The following is a 24,326-nucleotide window of genomic DNA, read 5'->3' as shown; positions in this document are numbered from 1 at the left end:
GTCACTCTGGAATGGATCGCGATGGTGGAAGGCCACTTCGTCAGAGCAATTTCGCCAGCGCCTCGCGGACCAGCGGGCCGATATCCGGACGCTCGAGCGCGAACGCGATGTTGGCCTCCAGGAAGCCGACGCGGTCGCCGCAGTCATAGCGGGTGCCCGTGAAACGAAGGCCGTGGAACGGCTGCTCGCCGATCAGGCGGGCCATGCTGTCGGTCAACTGGATCTCGTTGCCGGCGCCCTTCTCCTGGCGGTCGAGGTGGCCGAAGACCTCCGGCTGAAGGATGTAGCGGCCGATGATCGACAGGGTGGACGGCGCCACCTCGGGCTTGGGCTTCTCGACCAATCCCTTGACGGCGGCGAGCCGGCCATCGTCGGAGGCGACATCCAGGATGCCGTACCGGTTGGTGTGCTCGCGCGGAACGTCGACCACGGCCACGATGTTGCCGCCGACATCGGCGTAGGCCTCGACCATCTGCTTCAGGCAGGGGACCCCCGCGAGCACGACGTCGTCGGGCAGCAGGACGGCGAACGGCTCGTCGCCGACCAGCTTCCGGGCGCACCAGACGGCGTGCCCCAGGCCGAGCGGCTGCTGCTGACGGGTGTAGAAGAGCTTGCCGGAACCGATCTCGGTCGACCGGACCGCGTTGAGGGCGTCCAGCTTGCCTCGGGTCTCCAGGACTTTGTTGAGATCGCCATTGATGTCGAAATGATCTTCGATCGCCGATTTGCCCTGGCTGGTCACGAAGATGATATCCTCGATGCCGGCGGCGCGGGCCTCCTCGACGGCGTGCTGGATCAGCGGCTTATCGACCAGCGGCAGCATCTCCTTGGGGATCGCCTTGGTCGCGGGGAGGAACCGGGTGCCCAGTCCCGCCACCGGGAAAACCGCTTTACGCACTGCTTTACGCATGGGTGTCTCTTTTCGCTACGCGTGGAATGATGGGAAGAACCCGAAGCCGAAGCGGCACTTTCTACGACTTGAATTTTCTGCCACAAGCGTGCGCCGCAACGCAACCCACGCTTTACGAGCGTAATAGCAGATCTTTGGCCTGATTGATTTTGGCGGCAAGGTATGTCGATCCGCCCTGATCGGGGTGCATCTTCAGCATAAGCCTTCGGTGAGCATCCTTTATTTCGCCAGCGCTTGCACCCGGCTCAAGACCTAATACCTCATATGCTTCATTCCGGGTCATGGCACCTCCGCCGCCGCGCGAAGCCTCTCCCTCCTCCGTGCGACCGTTTGGACCGCCCCCCGCAGGCCGCCAGTTCTCGGGCCGGACGCGGTCCAGGTAGGCTTCCAGAATGGTGGCCGACCGCGAATCGGAGGTTTGGCATTCCTCCAGCAATGCGAGAAGCTCGGTCAGGGACAAATCGTCCAGTTCTCGGCCTCGGAAGGGACCGCGCAACACTTCCCCGCCCATCCGACCACTGTCATGATCCAGCCGCATCCGGAGATGGTCCGTCTCGACCGTCGAGCTTTGGCCTTCGCTCGGCCCAGCCGCCGCCTTGATCCGGTTCAACAGGGAGCGCCAGCGCAGGAATAGGGGAAACGCGAAGGCTCCCACAGCCATCGCGGTTGCGAGACGCCCAGTGACCGCCAGGAACACGACGACCACGACGGCGATCACGACGCCCGAATATTTGAGACCTTGCGCCAAACTCTTGGGATCGGCGTTGACGAACGCCTTGCCCAGCAGGAAGAAGCCCACCAGCAACGCGATCCCGAGCACGAAAAGCGGCAGCATGGAACCGGCGCCCCTACCTGTCGCCGATCTGATGGGAGAGCCGGCGGATACCCTCGCCCTTGCCCCGGCTGTAATCGGCGAGCGCCGCGCGTCCGCCGGCGGCGAACACGGCGACCGCGCTCAGCAGGTCCTTGAGCTGTTGGGCGCTCGACGCGTCGAAGGGACAGTAGGCGCCGCCGCTCAGCCGGGCGATCTGCTCGAACGCCCGGCGCGCCACCGGCTCGCCGCCCTCGTGGAACATGAACACGGGAACGCCCAGCAAACCAAGCTCACCGGCGTGGTGGCAGAGCTGGTCGATGTCCTCCTCCATGCAATCGCCGACGAAGACCACCGCGTTGACCTTCTCGCGCCGGCTTTCCTTGAGGGCGTGGCCGAGGATGCGGTCGATCTGGGTCTGACCACCCAGGCAGGTGACCGACGTCATCCGCCTCAGCAACTCGTTGGCGTTGCCGACCCAGGGGCTCGCCTGGCATTGCCGGAAACCCCGGTAGAACACGAGTTGGACATCCAGGCCACCCAGCGCCGAAGTCGCCTGGAACATCTCGGCCTGGATATGGCAGGCTTGGTCCCAGGTGGGCTGCCGGCTGGCGGTCGCGTCCATGGCGAACATCAGGCGGCCACGCCGGCCGGTCCGGTTGGGGTTCGGCGTCGCGGCGACCTTCCGCAGGAAGGCGTCGACCTCGGAACGCGAGGCCGAGGTGGTCGGCAGGGTCTTGTCGTCGTCGGCCATGGCGCCCGCATCTCCCAGTCACGTGGAATCCTAGGGCTTTCCGTCCTCCCTCCGAGATGGCCCCTGGACCCTGGACTTTCCAGGGGCGGTGCCCGCGGCGATCAGGGCGGGAGGTGATCGGCCGATCACTCCGCCCGCAGCCACACCGCCGTGTCGTGGAACACCGCACCGCCATGGGGTGGCCCCGGATCGGCCCCGGTCAGGACGTTGATCCCGCGCCCCTCGATGAAACTGTCGTTGGGCCAGATGCCCTCGACAACGACGACGCCGGGCTGCAGCCCGTCGAACGGCCTGACGTGGACCAGCACGGCGCCGCGCCGGTTGCCGATGCGGACCAGCCCGTCCTTGACCAGCCCCAAATCCTCGCAGTCCCGCGGATGGACCAGGGCGGTGGGCCGCCCCTCCCGCACCTTCGAGGTCGGCGTCTCGGTGAAGCTGCTGTTGAGGAACTGGCGGGCCGGCGGCGCTATCAGGCGGAATGGATGCTCGTCGGTCGCGGCCTCGATGACGTCGAAATGATCAGGCAGGACCGGCATGTCGGCGTGGTTGGCCCCGACCCGCGACCAGTCCGGCTTGAAGTGGAAGCGGCCGTCGGGCGTGCCGAAGCCCTTGGCGAAATGGCTGTCGGTCCCGGCGATGCAGTCGTGCCAGCGCTTGTCCCTCAGCGTCGCGGCGTCGGGCCAACCCGACGCCTTCAGGGTCGCGTCGACCAGCTCCCAGGCGGTCATGTCGAAGCCGGCATGCTCGGCGCCCAGGCGCTTGGCCAGGCCGCGGATGACCTCGTGGTTTTCGCGGCACTGGCCGGGCGGATCGATCTGGCGGGCGCCGATCTGGAGATGCATCTGGCCGCCGGCCGTGTAGAGGTCGTCGTGCTCCAGCATCATGGTCGCCGGCAGGACGATGTCCGCCAGCCGCGCGGTGTCGGTCATGAACTGCTCGTGGACGCAGACGAACAGGTCGTCGCGCATCATGCCGGCCAGCACCTTGTCGCTTTCGGGCGCCACCGTCGCCGGGTTGGTGTTCTGGATCAGCATGGCGTGGACCTGCGGGCCATGGCCCAAGGCGTCGGGCTCGCCGACCAGCACCGGTCCGATCCTGGACATGTCGAGCATGCGGGTCTTCGGGTCGCGGCGGTCAAGCCCCTCGATCAGCGTCTTGTCCAGATGATAGATCGCGGAGTTGCTGTACAGCGCCCCGCCACCCTCGTGCGCCCAGGCGCCGGTGACGGCGGGCAGGCAGCTGACCGCGTGCATCTGGGCCGAACCGTTGCGGCTGCGCGAGAAGCCATAGCCGAGCCGCACGAAGCTGCGCTTGGTGGCGCCGTACATCCGGGCGAAGTCGGTGATCGCCTGTTCGTCCAGTCCGGTGATCGCGGCGGCCCAGGCCGGCGTGCGCGTCGCCAAGTGCCGCTCCAACTCGTCCGGCGCGTCGGCGTGGCGTGCCATGTAGTCGCGGTCGGCGTAGCCTTCCGCGAACAGCACGTGCATGACGGCGCAGGCCAGCGCCCCATCGGTGCCGGGACGCGGCGCCAGATGGAGGTCGGCGCGCTCCGCCGTGCCGGTACGGTAGGGATCGACCACGACCAGCTTGGCGCCCCGCTCCTTGCGGGCGCGGGCGATCCAGGTCATGACGTTGACCTGCGTCGATACGGGATTGCCGCCCCAGACGACGATCAGGTCGGATTTGGCCATCTCGCGCGGGTCGGCTCCCCGCTTGACGCCGGCGCCGGCGAGCCAGCCGGCGTCGGCCAGCGCCGTGCAGATGGTGGTCTTCTGGCCTGAATAGCCCATGACGTGGCGCAGCCGCTCGATGCCGTCGCGCTGCACGTGGCCCATAGTGCCGGCGTAGTAATAGGGCCAGACGGCTTCCGGGCCATGCTCGCGGGCGACACGGGCGAACTGGTCGGCGACGATGTCCAGGGCGGCGTCGAACGGGATCTCGCGCCAGCGGCCCTCGCCCTTGCCGCCGACCCGCTGGAGCGGAACGGTCAGGCGGTCGGCGTGGTGGACCCGCTCGGCGTAGCGCGAGACCTTGGCGCAGATCACGCCGTCGGTGTAGCTGTTGTCTGCCGCTCCCCTGACCTTGCCAATGCGGCCGGGCGCCAGCCGCTCCACCTCGAGGGCGCAGGTGCTCGGACAATCGTGCGGGCAGACGGAGGGGACGAAGATCGAATCAGGCACCGGGCGCGCTTTCGAACAGGCTGCTGGAACTGGATGGCGGAGGATCAATCTAGCCACATCGCCGGGTTCCGGCAATCCGCCTTACCTTTTGGCCGTCCCGCTGTGCTAATCTCCGGCATCGTGATTTCAAGCCGAGGAGTTCATGTTCGCCTGGGAACTGATCGTGGTCGTTCTGCTGATCGTGCTGAACGGCTTCTTCGCCATGTCCGAATTGGCCGTGGTATCCGCCCGGCGGGCAAGACTTCAACAGATGGCGGACGAGGGGAACCGCGGCGCGCGGGCGGCGGTCCGGCTGGTCGAGGATCCCAGTAAGTTCCTGTCCACCGTCCAGGTCGGCATCACCCTGATCGGCATTCTGGCCGGCGCCTATGGCGGCGCCACCCTGGCGGAATACCTGGCGGTCGAACTACGCGAAATCCCGGCCATAGCTCCCTACGCCGATGGCGTCTCGTTCGCCGTGGTGGTCGTAGCCATCACCTACCTGTCGTTGATCATTGGCGAATTGGTGCCCAAGCGGATAGCGCTGGTCAACGCCGAGCGGATCGCGTCCTTCGTCGCCCGGCCGATGGGCGTCATCGCCACGATCGGCGCTCCCCTCGTCTGGCTGCTCGGCGTCTCGACCAATCTGGTGCTCCGGTTGCTGCGCCTGGACCAGGTGCGGCAGTCGGAGGTGACGGAGGAGGAGGTCAAGTCGATGATCGCCGAGGGTGCGCGCACCGGCGTCTTCGATCCGGCCGAGCGTGAGATGATCGAGGGTGTGCTGCGCTTGGCCGACCGGAGCGTGCGGACGATCATGACGCCGCGACCGGACGTCCATTGGCTCGACATCGGCGACGACAACGAGACGATCCGCAGAGAGATCGCGGAGAGCGGCCGTTCGCGCTTCCCCGTCAGCCGCGGCGACCTGGACGAGATCGTCGGCATCGTCCATTCCAAGGACCTGCTGGACCTCGTGCTCACCGACCGGCCGCTCGACCTTCAGGCCTGCGTGAGCAAACCCCTGATCATCCATGACGGGACGCCGGTGCTGCGCGTGCTGGAGCTGTTCAAGCAGACCGGCCTGCACATGGCGATCATCGTGGACGAGTATGGATCGGTCGAGGGCATCGCCACCGCGAACGACATCCTGGAGACGATCGCCGGCGAGCTGCCCGACGCAGGCGAGGACGACGCCGGGGCGGTGCGGCGCGATGATGGTTCGTGGCTGGTCGATGGCATGCTGCCGGTCGACGAGGTCGAGCATCGGCTGGGCCTGCGCGGCTTGCGCGGCGACCGCGACTTCCACACGCTGGCCGGTTTCATCATGTCGGAACTCGGCCACGTCCCGAAGGCCGGCGAGCACTTCATGTGGCAGGGCTCGCGATTCGAGGTGATCGACATGGACGGCCGCCGGGTCGACAAGGTGCTGGTTGCGTTGCCCGCGTCCGGCGACGCGGAAGAGGACCCGAGTATCTAAACCGTCACTTGCTGGGCGGGTTACCCGCCCACCAGGAGCGCCCGGCCGCGATGGAGTCCCGCACCGGCTTGATGATCCGCTCCACCTCGGCGGCGACTTGGTCGGCCGGGGTATCGGGGCACAGGTCGACATAGCATTGGCGGGCGAGTTCGACGGCGGTCGGTTCGGCGGCCTGGAGGCTCCGCGCGTTCGCGTAGGCTTGCGCCACGGCCATCTCGTTGTCGACTTCGCACGCCATCACCAAAGCCTCCTCCAATCTTTCGAGGAGACAATACCGTGAGAACCGTTCGATATTAAATCAAATTTTATTATCTATTTGGGCTTAGACCATGGAGGCGACGTCCGAGCCGCTGGTCGGATAGGAGTAAGGGGTCTCTGCCAGCCCTTCCGCCGTGATGCCATGGCGGATCGCCAGGGCGAAAAGGTTGATCACCTCGTCGGCGTGGGGACCAACGAGATGGGCGCCCAGGATCCTGCCGGTGCCCTCCTCGATCAGGACCTTGTGACCGGAGCAGGTCTCGTTGAGCCGCTTGGCGCTGAACCAGCCGTCCGTGACCGCGTGGTTGACCCGGAAGCCAAGCCCCTGATGAAGCGCCTCCTCCTCCAGCAGACCGACGCGGGCGAGCGGCGGCAGCGAGAAGACGACGCTTGGCATGGCGGTGTAGTCGACCCGCCGCGAGTGACCACCCCGGGTCAGGTTGGCGACGACCACGGCGGCGTCGTGACTGGCCTTCGGCGTCAGCGGCATGCCCGACGCGGCGGCGTCGCCGGCGGCGAAGACACGGGGGTTGCTGACGCTGCGGAGATGGTCGTCGACCTCGATGCCGCGCTTGCCGAAGGCGACGCCGCCGGCTTGGAGATCGAGACCGTCCAGGTTGGGTGCGCGCCCGGCGGCGTGGACCACCAGATCGGATTCGAATCGCAGCGCCCGCCCCTCCTGGTCGGCGTGGACGCGATACCCCTCGCCCACCCGCTCGATCGCGGTGGCGGCGGTGCCGACGCGGATGTCCACCGGCATGTCGTGGGTCCGTTCGACCAGCAGGTCGACCAAGTCGGGATCGAAGCCGTCCAGCAGCCGTTCGCCACGCTGGAGCATCGTCACCTCGGCCCCGGCGCGGACGGCGATATGGGCGAACTCCATCGCGATGTAGCCACCGCCGACCAGTACGATGCGGCGTGGCAACGTGTCCAGCGCCATGAAGCCGTCGCTGTGGAGCAACAACTCCGCGCCGTCGATCGGCAGGTCGGCCGGCCTGGAGCCGGCGGCCAGCGCGAAGTGGCCGCCTTTCAAGACGGTGTCGCCAACCATTAGGGTGTCGGGATCGGCGAAGCGGGCCGTGCCATGGAACTTGGCGATGCCGGCCTCGGCGAAGGCCGCTTCCTTGCCCGGCGTGACCGGGTCCGTGAAGCGGCGCTTGAACGCCATCATGGAACGCCAATCCGGCGTGACCGGAGCGCCGAAGATACCCAACTCCTCCAGCTGTTCCATGCCCGAGACCGGTTCGACCGCCGCGCGGAGCACCTTCTTGGGATCGCAGCCGCGCAACTGGCAGGTGCCGCCATAGGGCAGCTCGTCCACGATGGCGACCGACAGACCCGCCGCCCGGCACCCCCGCGCGATGGCCGTTCCGGCGACGCCGGTCCCCACCACGACGATGTCAAAGCTTTGGGTCATACCGGTCCTCCCCTGGGCCGCGCGCCCATCAGTCGTTCATGCGCCATCGGTCATTCTTGCGATGTGTCTGGCATCAACACATCGGGGGCCGACTTGTCATCATGACCCGGGGAGGGATATCAGGCGACCTGCTCGGTCCAGACAAGGAAACTATTGAGCCGATGCGGCCCGAAGGTCGTAATCATCGCGACATCGGCGGCGTCCCGGCCCTTGGCGATATCGATCCTGCCGATGCGCGGCTGGTTGTGGCGCGCGTCGAAGGTGTGCCATTGGCCGTCCAGATAAGCCTCGAACCAAGCGTTGAAATCCATCGGGCTGGGGTTCGGCGCGATCCCGATATCGCCCAGGTAGCCGTTGACGAAGCGGGCCGGGATGTTCATCGCGCGGCACAAGGCGACGGACAGATGCGCGAAATCGCGGCAGACGCCCCGACGCTCGTTGAAGGCCTCGAACGCGGTCCGGGTATTGCGGGCGTGCTGGTAGCCGAACTGGACATTGGCGTTGACCCAGTCGCAGATCGCCTGCACCCGGTCGAAGCCGCCCTGGGTCCAGCCGAACAGGTCCCAGGCCGCCTGCGACAACAGGTCCGTCTCGCAGTACCGGCTGCCGTAGAGGAATTGCAGGACCTCCGGCGGCAGTTCGCTGACCTCGTGCTGGCGCGCGCCATAGGGGCGGCCATTCGGCACACCGCCGTCGCGCACCAAGCCGATCGAGCGGAAGGTTGTGGCGCCGGGCTGGAGCACGAAGCGGGTGCAACGGTTGCCGAAACCATCGATGAACTCGTCGAAGGGCGCTGGCGGGTAGGATTCCACGAAGTCGCGCTTCAGCAGGGTGTGCTGGCGGCTGGGATGGATCCCAAGGGCCAGGACGACCGTGGTCGGCTGCGGCACTTCGATCGAAAGCTCATAACCGGCCTTGATGACGATTCCGGGATCGGTATTCTCTACCCAAATAGGTGAAGTCATGATGGACACGACGCTAAGTACTCCCCGCTCGATTAACTGAGACTTGTCTGCTTCAACACGTTGCCTGCTAGATTGTGACAGGGTCTTGACAGATCAAATGCGCTAGACGAATGGGTGCATCCATCTTTCCACCTGGACTGATTAAAAATTTTGCATTGTTGTTTCGCGCGGGGAGTTTTCAGTTTCTCCAGAAGATACTAGAGGGGTGAAATACTACCCTGACGTTCCTTTTAGCCTCATGGACGCTCCTTTCACTCGCCCATCGTCGGCGGAGGATCTGCCATGCGTCGGCGCGCCGATCCGATCGCCATCACGGGAACCGTCCCGTCAACCGGCTGTTGGGGGTGTTCGAACGCGGCGGGAAAAGCCCCGCGGTACCTCGAACGTATAATCCCCGCCAAAGGAGCACATCGTGGCTGTCAAGAATATTCAGGACCTTTTGATCGACGAACTGCGCGACATCTACCATGCCGAGAAGCAGCTCACCCGCGCCCTGCCGAAGATGGCGCGGGCCGCGACCGACGAGAAGCTGAAGCAGGCTTTCCAGCAGCATCTCGAGGAAACGCAAGGGCAGATCGAGCGCCTGGAGCAGGTGTTCGAGAAGCTCGACACGCGGACCCGCGGCAAGCATTGCCACGCCATGGAAGGCTTGGTCGAAGAGGCCAAGGAACTCATGGAGATGGGCCTTTCGCCGGAACTGCTCGACGTCGGCCTGATCGCGGCCGCGCAGAAGGTCGAGCATTACGAGATCGCCGGCTATGGCACCGTCCATGCCCTGGCGCAGGCTTGCGGTCTGGACGAGGTCGCGACACTGCTTGGTGAGACCCTGGCGGAGGAGAAGAAGACCGACGAGCTCCTGAACAAGCTGGCCGTCGGCGGCATCAACAAGAAGGCCATGAAGGCCGCCGCCTGATCCCAGCACCTGGGATTCCCGGGCCTGGAATCGCTGGGCTTGAGTTCGTTGATCGGGGGTGGCCAGCTTGGCCACCCCCGATCCATGTGACCATTTCATTCCACGATCAATCGTTCCAGCGTCTCCAGCCGGTCCGCCTCGTGCGGTGGCTTGTCCCAGCGAATGCGGGAGACGCGGGGAAATCGCATCGCGACGCCGCTCTTGTGGCGGGTCGAGCGATGGACGCTATCGAACGCCACCTCCAGCACCAGCCCCTGTTCGACCTCGCGCACCGGGCCATAGCGCTTGGTCGTGTGGTTGCGGACCCAGCGGTCGAGCATCCCCAGCTCCTCGTCGGTGAAGCCCGAATAGGCCTTGCCGACCGGCACCAGGTCATCGCCCTTCCAGGCGCCGAACGTGTAGTCGGAGTAGAACGACGACCGCTTGCCATGGCCGCGCTGGGCGTACATCAGCACGGTGTCGAGCGTCAGCGCGCCGCGCTTCCATTTGAACCACGGGCCTTTCGGCCGACCGGCGACATAGGCGCTGTCGAACCGCTTCAGCATCAGGCCTTCGATCGCGTTCTCGCGGGCGCCGTTCCGCAGCTCGGCCAACTCGTCCCATGTCTCGAACGGCAGCATGGGCGACAGATCCATCCGACGCGGCGTGGTCCTGGCGTACCAAGCCTCCAGCCGCTGGCGGCGTTCCTCGAAGCCGAGTTGCCGCAGGTCCTCGGGACCCTCGAACAGGATGTCGTAAAGCCGCACATAGGCTGGATAGTCCAGCAGCATCTTGCCCGTGACGGCCTTGCGGTTGAGCCTTTGCTGAAGATCGTTGAACGGCGCCACCACGCCATCGCGCAGCACCAGCAACTCGCCGTCGAGCACGGCGTCGAACTCCATCGCGTCGAGAATGTCGGGAAAGGCCGGGCCGATGTCGTCGCCGGTGCGGGAGTAGATCCGGCACTCGCCGCCGCGCGCGACCAACTGCACCCGGATGCCGTCCCACTTCCATTCCGCCCGGTAGATCGACGCCTCGAGCGCCGCGATGTCGACATCCTCCAGGGGAGAGGCCAGCATCAGCGGACGGAACCCGGCGCCCTCCCCGACGGCGGGCCGCTCCTCCCGGCCTTCCAGCCACGCGAACAGCGGCAGGTAGGGCGGCGTCAACCCGTGCCAGACCTCCTCGATGTCATCGACCGGCTGGCCGCCCCATTCCGCCAGAGCCGTCTTGGCGAGGCGGGCCGAGACGCCGATCCGCAGCGAACCGGTGATCAGCTTGATCAGGGCGTAGCGGCCCTGGGCGTCGAGCGCGTCGAGCCAGCGCTCCACCAGCTTCGGCACGTCGGCGCGCTTGGTCTCGGCCAGCGTCTCGACCACCTCGGTCAGGGTCGGCTCGCGGTTGGCTCCCGGACGCGGCGGCCAGATCAGCGAGATGGTCTCCGCCGTGTCGCCGACGAAATCATAGGACCAGCCGTACAGCACGGGATCGACCCGCGTCATGACGAGATTGCGCAGCGCCGCCGGCTTGGCGTCGGTGAAGGTCAGCCCGCCGGTCAGCGCGGCCAGCGCGATGCCGCGCTCCGGATCGGGCGTGTGGGTGAAGTAGTCTCCCATCAGCCGGATCTTGCCGTTGCGCGACGGGGTGAATATCAGGGAATCGATCAATTCGGCGAAACGCTTCACAACAGGGCTCCCTGCCCAAGTCCGGGCTTCGTCCCCGGATTGGCGTCATGGGTCGGCGGGTGCTCGACATCCGGCAACTCGCCTTGCCCTTCCTCGTCGAACCCGACGAGCGCCAGCGCGCGGGCGCGGATGCCCCGGCCGGTGGCGTGGTGGACCAAAGCCTCCTCCCGGCCATGGGTGACCCAAAGCTCGGGCGCCCCCACATCCTCGATCGTCTGGCACAACTCGTCCCAGTCGGCGTGGTCGGAGATGACCAAGGGCAGTTCGACGCCGCGCTGGCGGGCGCGCTGGCGCACCGTCATCCAGCCCGACGCCATGCAGATCACGGGATCCGGCAGGCGGCGGGCCCAGCGGTCGGCCACGGCGGAGGGCGGCGCCATGACGATGCCACCGACGAAGGCGTCTTTCTTGAGCCCCGTCGCAGGCACCAACTCGCCCAGATCGACGCCAAGTTCGCGGTAGAGGTTGCAAAGCGGGATGTGGGCCCCGTGCAGGAAGATCGGCTTGTCGTAGCCGGCCCGCCGGATCAGCGCGATCACCCGCTGGCATTTGCCGAGCGCGTAGGCGCCGACCACGTGACTGCGCTCGGGAAACAACTCCACCGAGTGGAGCAGCCGGGCGATCTCGCGGCCGTCGGGAGGATGGCGGAACACCGGCAGACCGAAGGTGGCCTCGGTCACGAAGACGTCGCAGGGCACCGGCTCGAACGGCGCGCAGGTCGGGTCGGATCGCCGCTTGTAATCGCCGGAGACGACGATCCTGCACCCCCGGTATTCCAGGACGGCCTGGGCGCTGCCCAGCACATGGCCGGCGGGAACGAAGCGGACATCGACCTCGCCGATCCGCAGACGCTCGCCGTAGGGTAGCGGCTGGAGCGACGATCCCGCCCCATCGCCGTAGCGCGCCCGCATGATGGCGAGCGTGTCGGGCGTCGCCAGGACCTTGATGTTGCCGGGACGCGCGTGGTCGGCGTGTCCATGGGTGATGACGGCGCGCTCCGCCGGGCGGACGGGATCGACGAAGAAGTTCCCAGGCTCGACATAGAGTCCCTGTGGCAGGACCTTGATCCAGGACTCGGGCGGGAACGCGGGAGGGAGGGCGCTTGAAGAGGTCATGGGAGATATATGGGCAACAGAGCGCGAAAAAGCCAAACCCAGCGTTTAACCGACGCTTGCGGTATCACCCGTTCTAAGTGCATCCTATTCTTTGGAAGGATTCGACGAAGGAGGATGCTTACCCCATGGAGCCGCCCGCACCGCGAGACTCGGCAGACCCCGGGGCCTATCCCTGGAGGGACGATCCCCTGATGGTTGCCCCCATGGTGGCGTGCATCGGAGCGGCCCATGTCGATCGCAAGGCGGTCGCGGCTGGTCCCGTCGTTCCCGGCAGTTCGAACCCCGTGAGCATGCGGGTCGGCATGGGAGGGGTCGCCCGCAACGTCGCGGAGAACCTGGCGAGACTCGGCCTTTCCGTCACCCTGGTCAGCCGCGTCGGCGCCGACCGCGAGGGTGACGCCGTGCTGGCGTCGCTGACGGACGCCGGCATCGGCGTCGATGGCTGCTCCTGCTCCACGACGGCGCCGACGGCGTCCTATACCGCGTTGATGGACCGGGGCGGCGAGTTGGTCGTGGGTTTGGCCGACATGGCGATCTATGACGAGCTGACGGTGGAGCACATCGAGCCGCTGTTGCCGAGGCTGGAGCGCATCCCGGTCTGGTTCATCGACTGCAACCTGCCGGCGGAATCGCTCCGCCTGCTGCTGCGGCGGAAGCCGAGGGACTGCACCGTTTATGTTGATTGCGTATCGGTCGCCAACGCGGCGCGGCTGCAAGGCATCCTGGGCGGCATCGACACGCTGTTCGCCAATGGCGACGAGGCGTCGTACCTGTCGCACATTCCGATCCGCGCGCCGCTGGATGTCTGCGAGGCGGGTTATCGCCTGATGTGCGGCGGCGTCGGCAGCGTGGTGATCACGCGCGGCCGGGAGGGCGCCTTCGTCGCGTCGCCGTTCGACTACGATTTCTTCCTGCCGCCCCCAGTGGACGTCAACGAGGTGACCGGTGCTGGAGACGCGCTGATCGCCGGCGTGATTTTCGGGCGGCTGGGCGGTCACGCGATGGACGACGCGATGCGGCTTGGCCTGGCCTGCGCCGCCTGGGCGGTGGAGGCGGCAGAGACGGTCAACCCGATCCTGAGCGCCGATATCGTGATCGAACGCGCGGGACTTTTGCGGAAAACCGCGTAAACTGCGGCCATGCACGATTACCTTGCCATCCATCCCGAGGTCGCCGAGGCGCTCCAGGCCCGAAAAGCCGTGGTCGCCCTGGAATCGACCATCATCTCGCACGGCATGCCGTATCCCCGCAACGTGGAGACGGCACGGCTGGTCGAGCAGACGATCCGCGACGCGGGCGCCGTACCGGCGACCATCGCGGTGCTCGACGGCCGTATCCGCGTCGGGTTGACCGACGACGACCTCGAGCATCTGGCCAACCGCCGGGGGGATGGCTCCGGGGGCGACACACGCGAGGTGATCAAGGTCAGCCGGCGCGACCTGCCGGTGGCGCTGGCGACGCGGGCCGATGGGGCGACGACGGTCGCCGCGACGATGATCTGCGCGGCGCTGGCGGAAATCCCGGTGTTCGCGACCGGCGGCATCGGCGGTGTCCATCGCGGGGCGGAGAACACCTTCGACATCTCGGCCGACCTGGACGAGTTGGCGATGACCAATGTCGCCGTGGTCTGCGCCGGGGCCAAGGCGATCCTGGACTTGCCCAAGACGGTGGAATACCTGGAGACGCGGGGCGTGCCGGTGATCGGCTATGGCACCGATGAGCTTCCCGCCTTCTACACCCGGACCAGCGGCATCAAGCTGGCGTCGCGCTGCGACGACCCGGCGACCGTCGCCCGGATCCTCCGCGCCAAATGGCAGCTGGGGCTCGACGGCGGCGCCGTGATCGCCAACCCAATCCCGCAATCGGCGGCTCTGGACCAAGGGATGATCGACGGCGCGATCGCCAAGGCCCTGGAGGACGCCCATGCCGGCGGCGTGATGGGCAAGGACGTGACGCCCTTCCTGCTGTCGCGCATCGAGGAGCTGACGGGCGGCGCCAGCCTGGAGGCCAACATCGCGCTGGTCCGCAACAACGCGGCGGTCGCGGCATCCATCGCCCACGCCTACGCGGAACTGAGCACCGAAACCGCGCTGCCACCGAAGCCGCATCTGAGCCGGACCCGAGCCTGGTACTAGCGTCGCGCGGCGACGGGGATTCGGGTCCGACCGTTCTCGGGCTGGTTCTTTTTGGACTGGTTCTCGTGAAGCGCCGCCCGGCGCTGTTTGCGGTTTGGCCGGAAGGACGGGACCGGAGCGGGTGAAGGCGCCAGCCGGCGGTTGGGCTTAAGGTCACTATCCAGGGTCACCATCTCCGCCTCCTCCGCCATGGCGTGGGGCTGGTCGAGCGGGACATCGTCATCCTCCGACGGATCGAAATCGAGATCCTCGTAGTCGGCGTCGGGGTGTTTGACGGCACCGGCGTGGTGGTGTGGGATCCGCTTGTCCATGATGACTCCACGCAGCTTGAGCCGGAGCTCGACCGCGCGCAGGGCCAGCGACAGGGACTTTTTCTCCAGGGCCTCGAAGATGATGAGTTCGACCACCTCCGCGGCGTCATCCAGATCGGCTTGGTGAAGATCGCTCCGCGCGCGCCGAAGTTGATCGACGCGGACGCGGATCGCCGGCTGGCCCATCAGGTGGGCGCCGCGCTGCTTGGCGCCGTTGGGAGAATACCCCGCCCTTCGAGCCGCCTCCGCCCCACCGAGATTGGCCGCGATGGCCTGACAGAACAACTCCTGCCGGGCGGTGAGCGTAAGCGTGTTCCGGGGCTGCGGTTGCGGGGCTTGTGGCATCGACGCGGGCCTTCGTTCGAGGTTTGTGGATCGTCCAATGGGACTTTATGCCCATTTAAACAACAAACCAAGAACATTTCTCGCGTGGGCTGGCTGGCGCGCTTACCGGGATGTACCGGAACGGAAGTCGGACGGGATCGATGATCGCCTAGTCGGCGTCGCGCGCGCCATATGGAATGGGACCGCCATCGGCGTTGGGGGAACGCCGGCATGTCTTCCGGTAAGGCTGGACGCTTTTGTCGAAGGCGTGGTCGGTTTTGTCCAACTCGCACATCACTCGGGCCTGCTCACGCAGGTTTTTCCGGAGGCTCGTCATCAAACCCTGAAAAACATGCAGCATCATTCATCCTTCCCAAACGGCGCACCTTGGCACCCACCCATTAGTGAGGACATTCCGGCTCAATGATACGAGAATCGTCCTTCGCGCCAAGCTAATCCTCGAATGCCTTCCAATCCATTACTGGAAACCTGTCCGAAGTCGCGGCCGGGCGTCAAGGTGGTTACTGGGATTTTCACACCGTCGGAGCGATGAGGGGGGTCCACGATACCGCGCCATGCGGGAGGGACAGCGCCCGCCCCAAACGCTCGCTCTCCCATGTTGGCTTCAGCTGACGGGTACCCGGATCAAGTCCCATGTGGGTGAACTTGAGGTGCCGCACACGCCTTGCGGACCTTATCCGCTCTTTTTCGTCATGACCGGACTTGAACCGGTCATCTCCCAGCTTCGGATGATGTGGTGACTTCAATCTTGAGTTCGAATTTCGTCCGCGAATCTCCTGAGGACAGATACCCGGATCAAGTCCGGGTATGACGGTGTGGGAGGATTGACGCCCGGAGTCAGACCACGATCCATCCTAAGTTGGCGCTCATGCATCAAGTTCGGGCATGACGGAAGAGGGTCCAGTGGTGCTCATGGCGCGCGTATGAAGAGCCTGGGGCACCCTCCACCTGGGTGGATGGGATCGTTGACTTGGCGATCATCCACTCCCCCACCCCGCCCTTGTTGCCCTCCCGATATCCCGTTACGCTGACGGGAAGAAGCGCCGCCGGCAGAGCGGACGAACAGGGAGGTGACAGCGCCATGGCATCCGTCGGGATCGCCCAGGTCCGCAAGGCCTATGGGCAGCATGAGGTCATTCACGGCATCGACATCGAGATCGAGGACGAGGAGTTCGTCGTCCTGGTCGGCCCCAGCGGTTGCGGTAAGTCGACGCTGCTGCGGATGGTGGCGGGGCTGGAGCAGATCACCGGCGGCGAGATCGCCATCGGTGGCACGGTGGTCAACCTGGTGCCGCCGAAGGAGCGGGACATCGCGATGGTGTTCCAGAATTACGCGCTCTACCCGCACATGACCGTCTTCAACAACATGGCGTTCAGCCTGCAGCTCCGGAAGTCGGATCCGGACATGGTCCAGAAGCGCGTGCGCGAAGCCGCCGACATCCTGGGATTGGTGCCCTATCTGGACCGGTATCCGCGCCAGCTTTCCGGCGGCCAGCGCCAGCGTGTCGCGATGGGCCGGGCGATCGTGCGCGATCCGCAGGTCTTCCTGTTCGACGAGCCGCTGTCCAACCTGGACGCCAAGCTGCGGGTGCAGATGCGGACCGAGATCAAGGCGCTGCACCAGCGCCTGCGGACCACCTCGATCTATGTCACCCACGATCAGGTCGAGGCGATGACCATGGCCGACCGGATCGTCGTGATGCATGACGGTCACGTCGAGCAGATCGGCACGCCCCTGGAGCTTTACGACTACCCCGCGAACACCTTCGTCGCCGGCTTCATCGGGTCGCCATCCATGAACTTCTTCAATGGGACTTTCCGCCGCGATGGCCGCGCGGCGTGGGTCGAGGTGGCCGGCGACATCCGGTTTCCGGTCGAACCGCTGACGCGGGCCAATGATGGGCAGTCCGTGACCTATGGCATCCGGCCCGGCCACCTCACCCTCGTGAATGGAGATGCCGCGCCGGGCTTCCCGAAAGGCGTCGCCGCGACGATCCAAGTGATCGAGCCGACCGGCGACGACACGGTCGTGTTCTGCCGGATGGCGAACCAGGAGGCGTGCGCCATGTTCGTCGAACGCCACGCCTTCCGGCCGGGCGACACGATCATGCTGATGCCGCGGATGGCGAACGGCCACGTCTTCGACTCGGCGTCCGGACACCGACTCTAGACGGTTCGCTTCGCCGGTTTCGGACCGGGAGATGAGCCGATCCGGTCGGATCGGAGCCCGATGACGGGCTTGGCGCCTCTCCGTATCGGACGGGTGGGGTATGGTTCCTATGATATTGTGCCGGGGTGCCTCCTTTAGGTTTGCTCCAACTGTTCGGCGCATCCATAAAGTAACTTCGTCCGTATACAGGATGTACCCGATGCGCCGGCTCGGTTGGCCGGGGTTTCAGCCAAACTGTCCAAGTTGTTGTTCTTTTGCTATGGAGGGCTTTATGAGCCAGCGGCACGAGGTCAAGATCGAGCATGAGCTGCACGGCCTGCTCGAAAAGGCGATGGTTACCGCCGACAGCGATACCCTCGCCCGTTTGCATGACCTGCTGCTCTACATGAGCGAAGGTGCCGACCTGCTCGACTACAGCTTCGACATTCCCGACGGCCTGGAGCACAAGCCGATCTTCAAGCGCATGCTGCTGAGCCAGCAATTGCTCAGCGAGACCCCGATGGGCCGGGCCTGAGACGCTGTTGGCCAGGGTTATCCAGAGAGGGTGATCCGGCAACTCATCGGAACGATGTAACGAAAACTTAACGGCATCGACCCGCCATCCGCGCTATGTCCCGCCGGGTCTTACAATAACCGGCAAAGGGTGAGCCTGGGTGGCGGGTCTGGTTCTCGACGGAGTGACGAAACTATTCGGTCGGACGGCCGCCGTGGACGCGGTCGATCTGAGCGTCGCCGATGGCGAGTTCCTGGCCGTGCTCGGCCCATCCGGATGCGGCAAGACGACCTTGCTGCGCTTGATCGCGGGCTTCGAGCGGATCGACGGCGGCTCCATCTCGCTCGGCGGACGCGTCGTGTCGGACAGCGCCAAACGCCTGCATGTCGTCGCCGAGGAGCGGCGCGTCGGCATCGTCTTCCAATCCTACGCGCTGTGGCCCCACATGACCGTGGCCGGCAATGTCGGCTATCCGCTGTCGGTGGCGGGGGTGAAAGGTCAGGCCCACGACGACCGTGTCGGGGCGGCGCTCGACCTCGTCGGTCTGAGCGGCTTCGGCACCCGCCGTCCGGCGGAGCTGAGCGGCGGCCAGCGCCAGCGGGTGGCATTGGCGAGGTGCTTGGTGATGGAGCCGTCGCTGGTGCTGCTCGATGAGCCGCTGGCGAACCTGGACGTCCACCTCCGCGCGTCGATGGAGGACGAATTCGCCGCCTTCCACGCCAAGACCCGGGCGACCATGGTCTACATCACGCACGACCAAGCCGAGGCGATGGCGCTGGCCGACAGGATCGCGGTGATGGATGGCGGACGGATCGTCCAGGTGGCGCCGCCCCGCGTCCTGTATGCCGAACCCGCCACCGCGATGGTGGCCGGATTCATCGGCAAGGGCGCGGTCGTCGAGGCGACGGTGCTGGAGCGGCTGGACCAAGGCCGTGCGGTCGCGAGGATCGGCGGTGTCACCGCGCGGCTGCGCTGTTCCGCCACGACGGGGTTGGGGCCCGCGCTGGCCTGCCTGCGACCGGAGGACCTGACGCCCGGAGCGGACGGCTTGCCCACCATCGTCAGGCGCGCGACCTACAAGGGCGGTGTCACCGCGCTCGACCTCGTCCCCGAGGGTATGCCGGGCGTGACGCTGCCCCTGATGGTCGGCGATGGCCGGGTACCCGAGCCGGGGCAACGGCTCACCCTGGCGATCGGCGACGGCTGGATCATTCCGGCGGGGCGGTGAGGCCAACGGCCATTCACGCCTGCCAGGGCAGCACGCCCGGCGGCAGGCGGCGGGCCAAAAGCGACGCCCCCAGCATGATCGCGAGGATCGCCGCGACCGCGATCACAGAGACGGCCGCCGCTAGGACGGTGCCGCCGCTCTCCTCCAGCGAGTAGACCACGACACCCAAGGTCTCGGCGCCGGACGACCACAGCAGGATCGACACCGTCAACTCGTTGAACGAGGTGAGGAACACCAGGATGCCACCGGCCGCCGCGACCGGCGCCGCCATCGGCACGATCACCGTGCGCAGTCGGTGGATCAGACCGGCGCCGCACATCCGCGCCGCCTCCTCCAACGCCGGATCGAGCGTGTGGAATCCCGCCACCACGGGCCGCAGGGCCAGTGACAGGAAACGCGCCAGATAGGCGATCAGGATGATCCAGACCGTGCCATACGCCGTCACGTTCAAGAAGGGCACCGGCCGGATGAACACCAGGATGGTGGCGATCGCCAGCACCACGCCCGGCAGGGCGTAGGGCAGTTCGGCCAGCAGGTTGAGCACCCGAAGCATCCGGTTGCGCCGCCAGACGATGAAGTAGCCGAGCGGCACCGCCACGCAGATCAGCACCGCCGCGGCGGTTCCCGCCAGCATCAGCGAATTGCGGAACGCCCTGCTGGTGGCGTCGTGGACCAGCAGCACATGGGCGTAGTTGGCCAGCGTGACGGTGGCGGCGTCGAGCGGCGCGCCATAGACCCTGACCAGCGAGGTCGTTACCAGGGCGGCCAGTGGCACCACCACGATGATGACGATCGTCAGCCAGCACGCCGCCTCGACGGCGGGACGCCAGCGGCCCAGCCGGTAATCCAGGGTCCGCGCCGGGGCGCCGACGGTCCGGAAGTCGCGTAGCCCCAATAACCAGCCCTGGAGCAGGACGCCGGCGAAGGCGATCAGTCCGACCAGGATCGACAGCACCGCCACATCGGACAGGACGGCCGGCCCGAAACCGGCGAGGCGCTGGTAGATCAGCGTCGGCAACACGGAGATGCCTGCCGGGATGCCGAGCAGGGCCGGGATGCCGAAATTGCCGACCGAGGCGACGAAGGCCAAGGCCGTTCCCGCGATCAGCGAGGGAGCGGCCAGCGGCAGCACGATGGTCATCAGAACCCGCCAGCGTCCGGCGCCAGCCGCCTGGGCCGCCTCGACCAACTCGCGCGGGATGGCGCGCAGACCGGCGCGGAGCGCCAGGAACACCAGGGCCGATTGCTCGATCCCCATCAGCAGGATGATCCCGCCGCGGCTGTACAGCGGGTTCGGCGTGCCGGGCGGCGGCGCCAGCCCCAACGTGCCCAGCAGCGCGCTGGACGGACCGAACAGGTGGATCCAGGACAGCGCGGTGATCTGCGGCGGGATCATCAGCGGCAGCATGAAGCAGAACACCAGCGCCGGTTTGCCCCGCAGGTCCGTCAAGCCGGCCAGCAAGGCGAAGCCGCCCCCCAGCGCCACAGCCAGCGCGGTGGCGCCCAGGCTCAACCACACGCTATTGCCAGCGGCTCGCCACGTGGCGGCGGACGACAGGACGCGCGTCACGACATCGACGCGGCCGCTCCCGCTTGGGGCCAGCGCCTCGAAGATCAGGCGCGCCATCGGCAGAACCGAGACCACGACGATCAGCGAGGCAAGCGCCACCAGAAGCACGGCGTCCGGCCGCGGCATCCAGCGGCCGGTGGTCTCCGGAACGGTTTGGACCGCCATCAGCCGCCGAACAGGTCCGCGAAAGCCATCTTGTTGGCCTGATCCTCCGCCAGCGCCTTGGCGTTGTCGAGCGGCAGCACCTTGATCTCCGTCAGCTTGGGAAAGCCCTTGGGCGGCGCCACGTCGGGATGGGCCGGCAGGAAGCCTTGGGAAGACGCCAACTCCTGACCCTGACGCGACAGCAGATAGCTGACAAAGGCCTGGGCCGCCTCGGGATTGCGGGCGGTGGAGAGGATCGCCACCGGCTCGGACACGGCGCTGACGCCGTCGGTCGGGAAGACGAACTCGACCGGCGAGCCCTTCAGCCCCTCGCGGATCGGCAGGTAATCGATCAGCACGCCGTAGAGCTTCTCGCCGCCGGCGACGGCCGTCATCACGCCACCATTGCCGCGCACCGCGACGGCGCCGTTCTCGTGGAGGGCCTCATAATATTTCATGCCGAGGCCGGGAACCTCCTTGAGGGCCGCCATGTGGATCGCGGCGGCGCCGGAGTAGAGCGGGCTCGGCATCGAGACGAGGTTCTTGGCCTCGGGCTTCGTGAGATCGGCCCACGAGGTCGGCTTCATCTTGGCGTTCTTGTTGTACGCGATGCCGGTCGTGATCAGCTTGGTACCGAAGTAGGTGAGATCAGCGTCGTAGAAATCCTTCTGGTACGCCGCCACCGGTGCCGCCTCGAACTTGGCCAGCCTGCCGTCGCGCTTCAGGCTTTCCATCGTGACCGCGTCGGCGATCAGCAGGACGTCGGGTTGCGGCGAGCCAGCCTGGAACTCGGCCCGCAGCTTGTTCATCAGGTCTGTGGTGCCGCTGCGGGTCCACTCGACCTCGACGCCGGGGTTGAGCTTCTTGAACTCGTCCACCGTCTGCTGGGCGTCGGCCTCGAGCTGCGAGGTGTAGACGACCAGTTTGCCCGACGCCGCCAGCGCCGCCGAAGCGGTGAACGCGACGGTGATCGAAACGGCGGCAGCGCCGATCAAGCCGGCCGCGGCGCCGATGAAATTCCTCATGCCCAGTCTCCAACCTTTATCGCTTTGTCTTAAGAAGGTTCGAGACGGGAACATGGCCCAGTCGCATGACGGCTGGGCGTCGTTTTCATGAAGGATCGATGACTATTCCGCGCGGCAACGGGACCAGCGCGGGTGGTTTGGATCAGGCGCTGGGGATGTGCCGCATGGCTTGGCGTGCCCACAGGGTCTCCGCCTCCTCCAGCAGGGCCGCCGCGTCGCGCAATAGCCCGTGCGTCTGGAGGATGTCGGCCTCATGCCTCATGATCAACTGGTCGACGCGCTCGACCAGATCGGCTCCCGGTGTGGCCAGCGACAGCCGCAAACCATGCAGGCGGACGAATCCCCGGGCGATCCGATCGCTCTCGGTCTGGATCCGGTCGAGACGATCGCGCAGTTCGCCCAACCGGTCGCGGTGGATCGAGTGGTCCTCGGTTTCGGGTTCGAGCGTGTAGGTGTCGGGTGCCATGATGCCGGTCTCGCGGGGGAAATAGCGGGGCTGGAAGAACGTCCTTATTTTGCCAGTTATGGTTAAAGCCAATGCTAAGAGGCCCCGGTCCGACCTGGGACATTTTTGTGATATGGGGCGATCCAGCCTCGCGGTGCGTTTGCACGGCAGGCCATGGCCGCCTTCCGGTCCTCCCGACGAGACAGTGGCGGGATAAGGCACCGGTGATTTGGCGGGGAGGTGATAAGTGTGTCGTTAACCACGCTGGCGGGACGCGCCAGCGGTAGAACCCGGGACGGACATGCCAGATCCATCGACGCTGACGACCCACCGCCTGATCCTGCGGGCCCTGAGGGTGGCTGACGCCGACGATCTGTTCCCCACCTTCGCGGACCGCGAAACCATGCGATTCTTTGGGGATCGTCACGCCAGCGTGACGGTGACCAGGGCGCTGTTCGATCACGTCATCACCGGCGCGGAAGCGTCGAGTTCCCTTCAATGGGCGATCAGAACGCGGCTGGAGGGGGCCGAGCGAAGCCGGACGATCGGTGGCATCTCCCTGAACGCCATCGTCGGCGGAACCGCCCGGATGGGTTTCATCCTATCCAAGGAGCACCACGGCCGGGGATACGCGACCGAGGCGGTGGGCGCGGCGGTGGCGTTTGGCTTCAACGATGTCGGCCTGCACAGGATCACCCTGCACATCGACCCTGACAACACGGCGTCGCGGCGCGTCGCCGGCAAGCTGGGGTTCAGCCAGGAAGGACGGATGCGAGAGAGCTTCCCGATCGGGAACGGGTTTCGCGACGAACTCGTGTTCGGCCTGCTGGCGCGGGAGTGGAATGCCGCGGCCCCGTCACTTCGGAGAGGCGGAGACCCGAGCGCCTTCGTCCAACGGGACAGGGCGCTCGGGCCTTGAGACGGCGTTACTTGGCGGCTTCGCCCAGATAGGCCACCAGATTCTTGAGATCATCCTCTTTCTTGACGCCGGCGAAGGCCATCTTGTTGCCTGCGACGAAGCCCTTGGGGTCAGCCAGATACTTGCTGAGGTTCTCGGGCGTCCAGGTGATGTTGGCGGCCTTCATCGCCGGCGAATAGGCGAATCCTTCCACGGTACCCGACTGGCGGCCGATCAGGCCGTGCAGGCTGGGACCAACGCCCTTCTTGCCGGCATCGAGGCTGTGGCAGGCCTTGCACTGCCTGAAGACCTTCTCGCCCTCGCCGGCGTCTTGGGCCGACGCGGCGGAAACACCCGCCATCAGGGCGATGCCGGCCACCAGGCCGAACAGTACTTGCTTCTTCATTCCGTGATTCCTCGTGGATTGGGACCAGCTTCGGCCGGCGCCCTAGTGAGCGCCGGCAATCTACACGAATGTTTTACAAATCCGAGGGGCCAATCAGCCGCAGGCCCGAAGGTAGGACTTAGGCGCAGGCCGCCACCGCTCGCTTGGCCATGACCTTGACCAAGCTTGCCCGGTACTCGGCACTGGCGTGGATGTCGGCGTTGAGGCCGTCGGCATCGACGTTCAGGCCATCCAGCGCCGCCGGGTTCAGGCCGCCGGCCAGCGCCTGTTCGGCCTCGGCCCAGCGGTAGACGCTGGGAGCGGCGCCCGTCACCGCGACGCGGACGCCACCGCCGACCTCCGCCACCAGCACGCCGACCGTGGCGTAGCGGCTGGCGGGGTTCGGGAACTTGACATAGGCGGCCTTGCCCGGCTTCGGGAAGGCCACGGCCGTGACGATCTCGTTGGGCTCCAGCGCCGTCTCGAACATGCCGGTGAAGAAGTCCTCGGCCGGGATCGTCCGCGTCGTGGTGTGGACGGTAGCGCCCAAGCCGACCAGCGCCGCCGGGTAGTCGGCGGAGGGATCGTTGTTGCAGATCGAGCCGCCGATGGTGCCGCGGTTCCGCACCTGCGCGTCGCCGATGCCCTCGGCCAGCTTGGCGAGCGTCGGGATCACCCGCTTGACCACCGCGCTGGCCGCCACCTCGGCGTGCGGCGTCGTGGCGCCGATCACC

The 24,326-nt window shown here is 66.4% G+C and carries 24 protein-coding genes; 9 read left to right on the top strand and 15 right to left on the bottom strand.

Features of this window, described 5'->3' with window-relative positions:
- Nucleotides 1-40: 40 nt before the first annotated feature.
- From galU to N825_RS16925, 4 genes are all read right to left on the bottom strand, one after another.
- Nucleotides 41-910: a UTP--glucose-1-phosphate uridylyltransferase GalU gene (galU, locus tag N825_RS16940; RefSeq protein ID WP_037454391.1), complete on the bottom strand. Its 870-nt coding sequence runs from the start codon at nt 908-910 to the stop codon at nt 41-43.
- A gap of 112 nt (nt 911-1,022) precedes the next feature.
- Nucleotides 1,023-1,745 carry a DnaJ domain-containing protein gene (locus N825_RS41015; RefSeq protein ID WP_037454388.1) on the bottom strand — a complete coding sequence of 241 codons (723 nt, stop codon included), beginning with the start codon at nt 1,743-1,745 and terminating at the stop codon, nt 1,023-1,025.
- Between the two features lie 13 nt (nt 1,746-1,758).
- Entirely contained in the window at nt 1,759-2,475 is a 717-nt protein-coding gene (locus N825_RS16930) for a vWA domain-containing protein (protein ID WP_051512486.1), read from the bottom strand.
- A 125-nt stretch (nt 2,476-2,600) separates the two neighbouring features.
- The gene (locus N825_RS16925; protein ID WP_037454386.1) at nt 2,601-4,655 is read right to left on the bottom strand and encodes a molybdopterin-containing oxidoreductase family protein; all 2,055 of its coding nucleotides are present in this window, start codon (nt 4,653-4,655) and stop codon (nt 2,601-2,603) included.
- A gap of 142 nt (nt 4,656-4,797) precedes the next feature.
- On the opposite strand from N825_RS16925, the gene N825_RS16920 reads away from it, so the two are divergent.
- On the top strand, nt 4,798-6,111 hold the full coding sequence (locus N825_RS16920; protein ID WP_037454383.1) for a hemolysin family protein: 1,314 nt from the start codon (nt 4,798-4,800) through the stop codon (nt 6,109-6,111).
- Between the two features lie 4 nt (nt 6,112-6,115).
- Here the strand turns inward: N825_RS16920 and N825_RS16915 are convergent, their stop codons facing one another.
- The 3 genes from N825_RS16915 to N825_RS16905 all read right to left on the bottom strand — a co-directional run bounded on the left by N825_RS16915 (nt 6,116) and on the right by N825_RS16905 (nt 8,751).
- Nucleotides 6,116-6,349 carry a hypothetical protein gene (locus N825_RS16915; protein WP_157619311.1) on the bottom strand — a complete coding sequence of 78 codons (234 nt, stop codon included), beginning with the start codon at nt 6,347-6,349 and terminating at the stop codon, nt 6,116-6,118.
- 84 nt (nt 6,350-6,433) lie between these two features.
- On the bottom strand, nt 6,434-7,786 hold the full coding sequence (locus N825_RS16910; protein WP_037454377.1) for a dihydrolipoyl dehydrogenase family protein: 1,353 nt from the start codon (nt 7,784-7,786) through the stop codon (nt 6,434-6,436).
- 119 nt (nt 7,787-7,905) lie between these two features.
- A complete protein-coding gene (locus N825_RS16905) occupies nt 7,906-8,751 on the bottom strand; it encodes a transglutaminase-like domain-containing protein (protein WP_245613145.1) in 846 nt (281 codons plus the stop codon).
- 412 nt (nt 8,752-9,163) lie between these two features.
- On the opposite strand from N825_RS16905, the gene N825_RS16900 reads away from it, so the two are divergent.
- Nucleotides 9,164-9,664: a YciE/YciF ferroxidase family protein gene (locus N825_RS16900; RefSeq protein ID WP_037454375.1), complete on the top strand. Its 501-nt coding sequence runs from the start codon at nt 9,164-9,166 to the stop codon at nt 9,662-9,664.
- 95 nt (nt 9,665-9,759) lie between these two features.
- On the opposite strand, the gene N825_RS16895 is transcribed toward N825_RS16900, so the two are convergent.
- Nucleotides 9,760-11,328: a cisplatin damage response ATP-dependent DNA ligase gene (locus tag N825_RS16895; protein WP_037454371.1), complete on the bottom strand. Its 1,569-nt coding sequence runs from the start codon at nt 11,326-11,328 to the stop codon at nt 9,760-9,762.
- Nucleotides 11,325-12,443, bottom strand: a complete 1,119-nt coding sequence (locus N825_RS16890) for a ligase-associated DNA damage response exonuclease (protein ID WP_084164811.1) — start codon at nt 12,441-12,443, stop codon at nt 11,325-11,327. Before N825_RS16890 ends, N825_RS16895 begins: the two co-directional genes overlap by 4 nt.
- A 191-nt stretch (nt 12,444-12,634) precedes the next feature.
- On the opposite strand from N825_RS16890, the gene N825_RS16885 reads away from it, so the two are divergent.
- Together N825_RS16885 and N825_RS16880 are read left to right on the top strand one after the other, a co-directional pair.
- A complete protein-coding gene (locus N825_RS16885; protein WP_198038368.1) occupies nt 12,635-13,573 on the top strand; it encodes a carbohydrate kinase family protein in 939 nt (312 codons plus the stop codon).
- 9 nt (nt 13,574-13,582) lie between these two features.
- A complete protein-coding gene (locus N825_RS16880) occupies nt 13,583-14,578 on the top strand; it encodes a pseudouridine-5'-phosphate glycosidase (protein WP_037454369.1) in 996 nt (331 codons plus the stop codon).
- Here the strand turns inward: N825_RS16880 and N825_RS16875 are convergent.
- Nucleotides 14,575-15,234: a terminase small subunit gene (locus tag N825_RS16875; protein ID WP_037454366.1), complete on the bottom strand. Its 660-nt coding sequence runs from the start codon at nt 15,232-15,234 to the stop codon at nt 14,575-14,577. The genes N825_RS16880 and N825_RS16875 overlap by 4 nt on opposite strands.
- A 37-nt stretch (nt 15,235-15,271) precedes the next feature.
- On the opposite strand from N825_RS16875, the gene N825_RS38945 reads away from it, so the two are divergent.
- The 4 genes from N825_RS38945 (at nt 15,272) to N825_RS16855 (ending at nt 19,125) form a co-directional block, all read left to right on the top strand.
- Nucleotides 15,272-15,640 carry a hypothetical protein gene (locus tag N825_RS38945; RefSeq protein ID WP_157619309.1) on the top strand — a complete coding sequence of 123 codons (369 nt, stop codon included), beginning with the start codon at nt 15,272-15,274 and terminating at the stop codon, nt 15,638-15,640.
- A gap of 675 nt (nt 15,641-16,315) precedes the next feature.
- The gene (locus N825_RS16865) at nt 16,316-17,404 is read left to right on the top strand and encodes an ABC transporter ATP-binding protein (RefSeq protein ID WP_037454711.1); all 1,089 of its coding nucleotides are present in this window, start codon (nt 16,316-16,318) and stop codon (nt 17,402-17,404) included.
- 271 nt (nt 17,405-17,675) lie between these two features.
- On the top strand, nt 17,676-17,918 hold the full coding sequence (locus N825_RS16860; protein WP_157619307.1) for a hypothetical protein: 243 nt from the start codon (nt 17,676-17,678) through the stop codon (nt 17,916-17,918).
- A gap of 139 nt (nt 17,919-18,057) precedes the next feature.
- The gene (locus tag N825_RS16855) at nt 18,058-19,125 is read left to right on the top strand and encodes an ABC transporter ATP-binding protein (protein WP_037454359.1); all 1,068 of its coding nucleotides are present in this window, start codon (nt 18,058-18,060) and stop codon (nt 19,123-19,125) included.
- Between the two features lie 13 nt (nt 19,126-19,138).
- Here N825_RS16855 and N825_RS16850 read toward each other — a convergent pair whose 3' ends face one another.
- The 3 genes from N825_RS16850 to N825_RS16840 form a co-directional block, all read right to left on the bottom strand.
- Nucleotides 19,139-20,860: an ABC transporter permease gene (locus N825_RS16850; protein ID WP_084164809.1), complete on the bottom strand. Its 1,722-nt coding sequence runs from the start codon at nt 20,858-20,860 to the stop codon at nt 19,139-19,141.
- Complete coding sequence (locus tag N825_RS16845; RefSeq protein WP_037454356.1) at nt 20,860-21,864, bottom strand: ABC transporter substrate-binding protein; 1,005 nt, start codon at nt 21,862-21,864, stop codon at nt 20,860-20,862. Before N825_RS16845 ends, N825_RS16850 begins: the two co-directional genes overlap by 1 nt.
- Before the next feature lie 142 nt (nt 21,865-22,006).
- Complete coding sequence (locus tag N825_RS16840; RefSeq protein ID WP_037454352.1) at nt 22,007-22,330, bottom strand: hypothetical protein; 324 nt, start codon at nt 22,328-22,330, stop codon at nt 22,007-22,009.
- 280 nt (nt 22,331-22,610) lie between these two features.
- Here N825_RS16840 and N825_RS36595 point away from each other — a divergent pair, with 280 nt between their 5' ends.
- Nucleotides 22,611-23,228 (top strand): GNAT family N-acetyltransferase, encoded by a 618-nt coding sequence (locus tag N825_RS36595; RefSeq protein ID WP_051512484.1) that lies wholly within the window; start codon nt 22,611-22,613, stop codon nt 23,226-23,228.
- 7 nt (nt 23,229-23,235) lie between these two features.
- Here the strand turns inward: N825_RS36595 and N825_RS16830 are convergent, their stop codons facing one another.
- Both N825_RS16830 and N825_RS16825 read right to left on the bottom strand, forming a co-directional pair.
- Nucleotides 23,236-23,613: a c-type cytochrome gene (locus tag N825_RS16830; RefSeq protein ID WP_037454350.1), complete on the bottom strand. Its 378-nt coding sequence runs from the start codon at nt 23,611-23,613 to the stop codon at nt 23,236-23,238.
- A gap of 118 nt (nt 23,614-23,731) precedes the next feature.
- Nucleotides 23,732-24,326, bottom strand: a 595-nt coding sequence (locus N825_RS16825) for an FAD binding domain-containing protein (protein WP_037454347.1), incomplete at its 5' end; no start/stop codon positions are given.

It is taken from the genome of Skermanella stibiiresistens SB22 (assembly GCF_000576635.1).
GTDB lineage: Bacteria > Pseudomonadota > Alphaproteobacteria > Azospirillales > Azospirillaceae > Skermanella > Skermanella stibiiresistens.
Note: the sequence above shows the minus strand (reverse complement) of the source record. Positions and strands in the feature narration are given on the sequence as shown.

Bases quoted from the DNA above. Each gene is read 5' to 3' on its own strand.
- N825_RS16845 (WP_037454356.1), bottom strand. From the start codon at position 21,864: ATGAGGAATTTCATCGGCGCCGCGGCCGGCTTGATCGGCGCTGCCGCC.
- N825_RS41015 (WP_037454388.1), bottom strand. From the start codon at position 1,745: ATGCTGCCGCTTTTCGTGCTCGGGATCGCGTTGCTGGTGGGCTTCTTC.
- N825_RS38945 (WP_157619309.1), top strand. From the start codon at position 15,272: ATGGGACTTTATGCCCATTTAAACAACAAACCAAGAACATTTCTCGCG.
- N825_RS16910 (WP_037454377.1), bottom strand. From the start codon at position 7,786: ATGACCCAAAGCTTTGACATCGTCGTGGTGGGGACCGGCGTCGCCGGA.
- N825_RS16905 (WP_245613145.1), bottom strand. From the start codon at position 8,751: ATGACTTCACCTATTTGGGTAGAGAATACCGATCCCGGAATCGTCATC.
- N825_RS16880 (WP_037454369.1), top strand. From the start codon at position 13,583: ATGCACGATTACCTTGCCATCCATCCCGAGGTCGCCGAGGCGCTCCAG.
- N825_RS16875 (WP_037454366.1), bottom strand. From the start codon at position 15,234: ATGCCACAAGCCCCGCAACCGCAGCCCCGGAACACGCTTACGCTCACC.
- N825_RS36595 (WP_051512484.1), top strand. From the start codon at position 22,611: ATGCCAGATCCATCGACGCTGACGACCCACCGCCTGATCCTGCGGGCC.
- N825_RS16850 (WP_084164809.1), bottom strand. From the start codon at position 20,860: ATGGCGGTCCAAACCGTTCCGGAGACCACCGGCCGCTGGATGCCGCGG.
- N825_RS16885 (WP_198038368.1), top strand. From the start codon at position 12,635: ATGGTTGCCCCCATGGTGGCGTGCATCGGAGCGGCCCATGTCGATCGC.
- N825_RS16930 (WP_051512486.1), bottom strand. From the start codon at position 2,475: ATGGCCGACGACGACAAGACCCTGCCGACCACCTCGGCCTCGCGTTCC.
- N825_RS16840 (WP_037454352.1), bottom strand. From the start codon at position 22,330: ATGGCACCCGACACCTACACGCTCGAACCCGAAACCGAGGACCACTCG.
- N825_RS16865 (WP_037454711.1), top strand. From the start codon at position 16,316: ATGGCATCCGTCGGGATCGCCCAGGTCCGCAAGGCCTATGGGCAGCAT.
- N825_RS16920 (WP_037454383.1), top strand. From the start codon at position 4,798: ATGTTCGCCTGGGAACTGATCGTGGTCGTTCTGCTGATCGTGCTGAAC.
- N825_RS16915 (WP_157619311.1), bottom strand. From the start codon at position 6,349: ATGGCGTGCGAAGTCGACAACGAGATGGCCGTGGCGCAAGCCTACGCG.
- N825_RS16860 (WP_157619307.1), top strand. From the start codon at position 17,676: ATGAGCCAGCGGCACGAGGTCAAGATCGAGCATGAGCTGCACGGCCTG.
- N825_RS16830 (WP_037454350.1), bottom strand. From the start codon at position 23,613: ATGAAGAAGCAAGTACTGTTCGGCCTGGTGGCCGGCATCGCCCTGATG.
- galU (WP_037454391.1), bottom strand. From the start codon at position 910: ATGCGTAAAGCAGTGCGTAAAGCGGTTTTCCCGGTGGCGGGACTGGGC.
- N825_RS16890 (WP_084164811.1), bottom strand. From the start codon at position 12,443: ATGACCTCTTCAAGCGCCCTCCCTCCCGCGTTCCCGCCCGAGTCCTGG.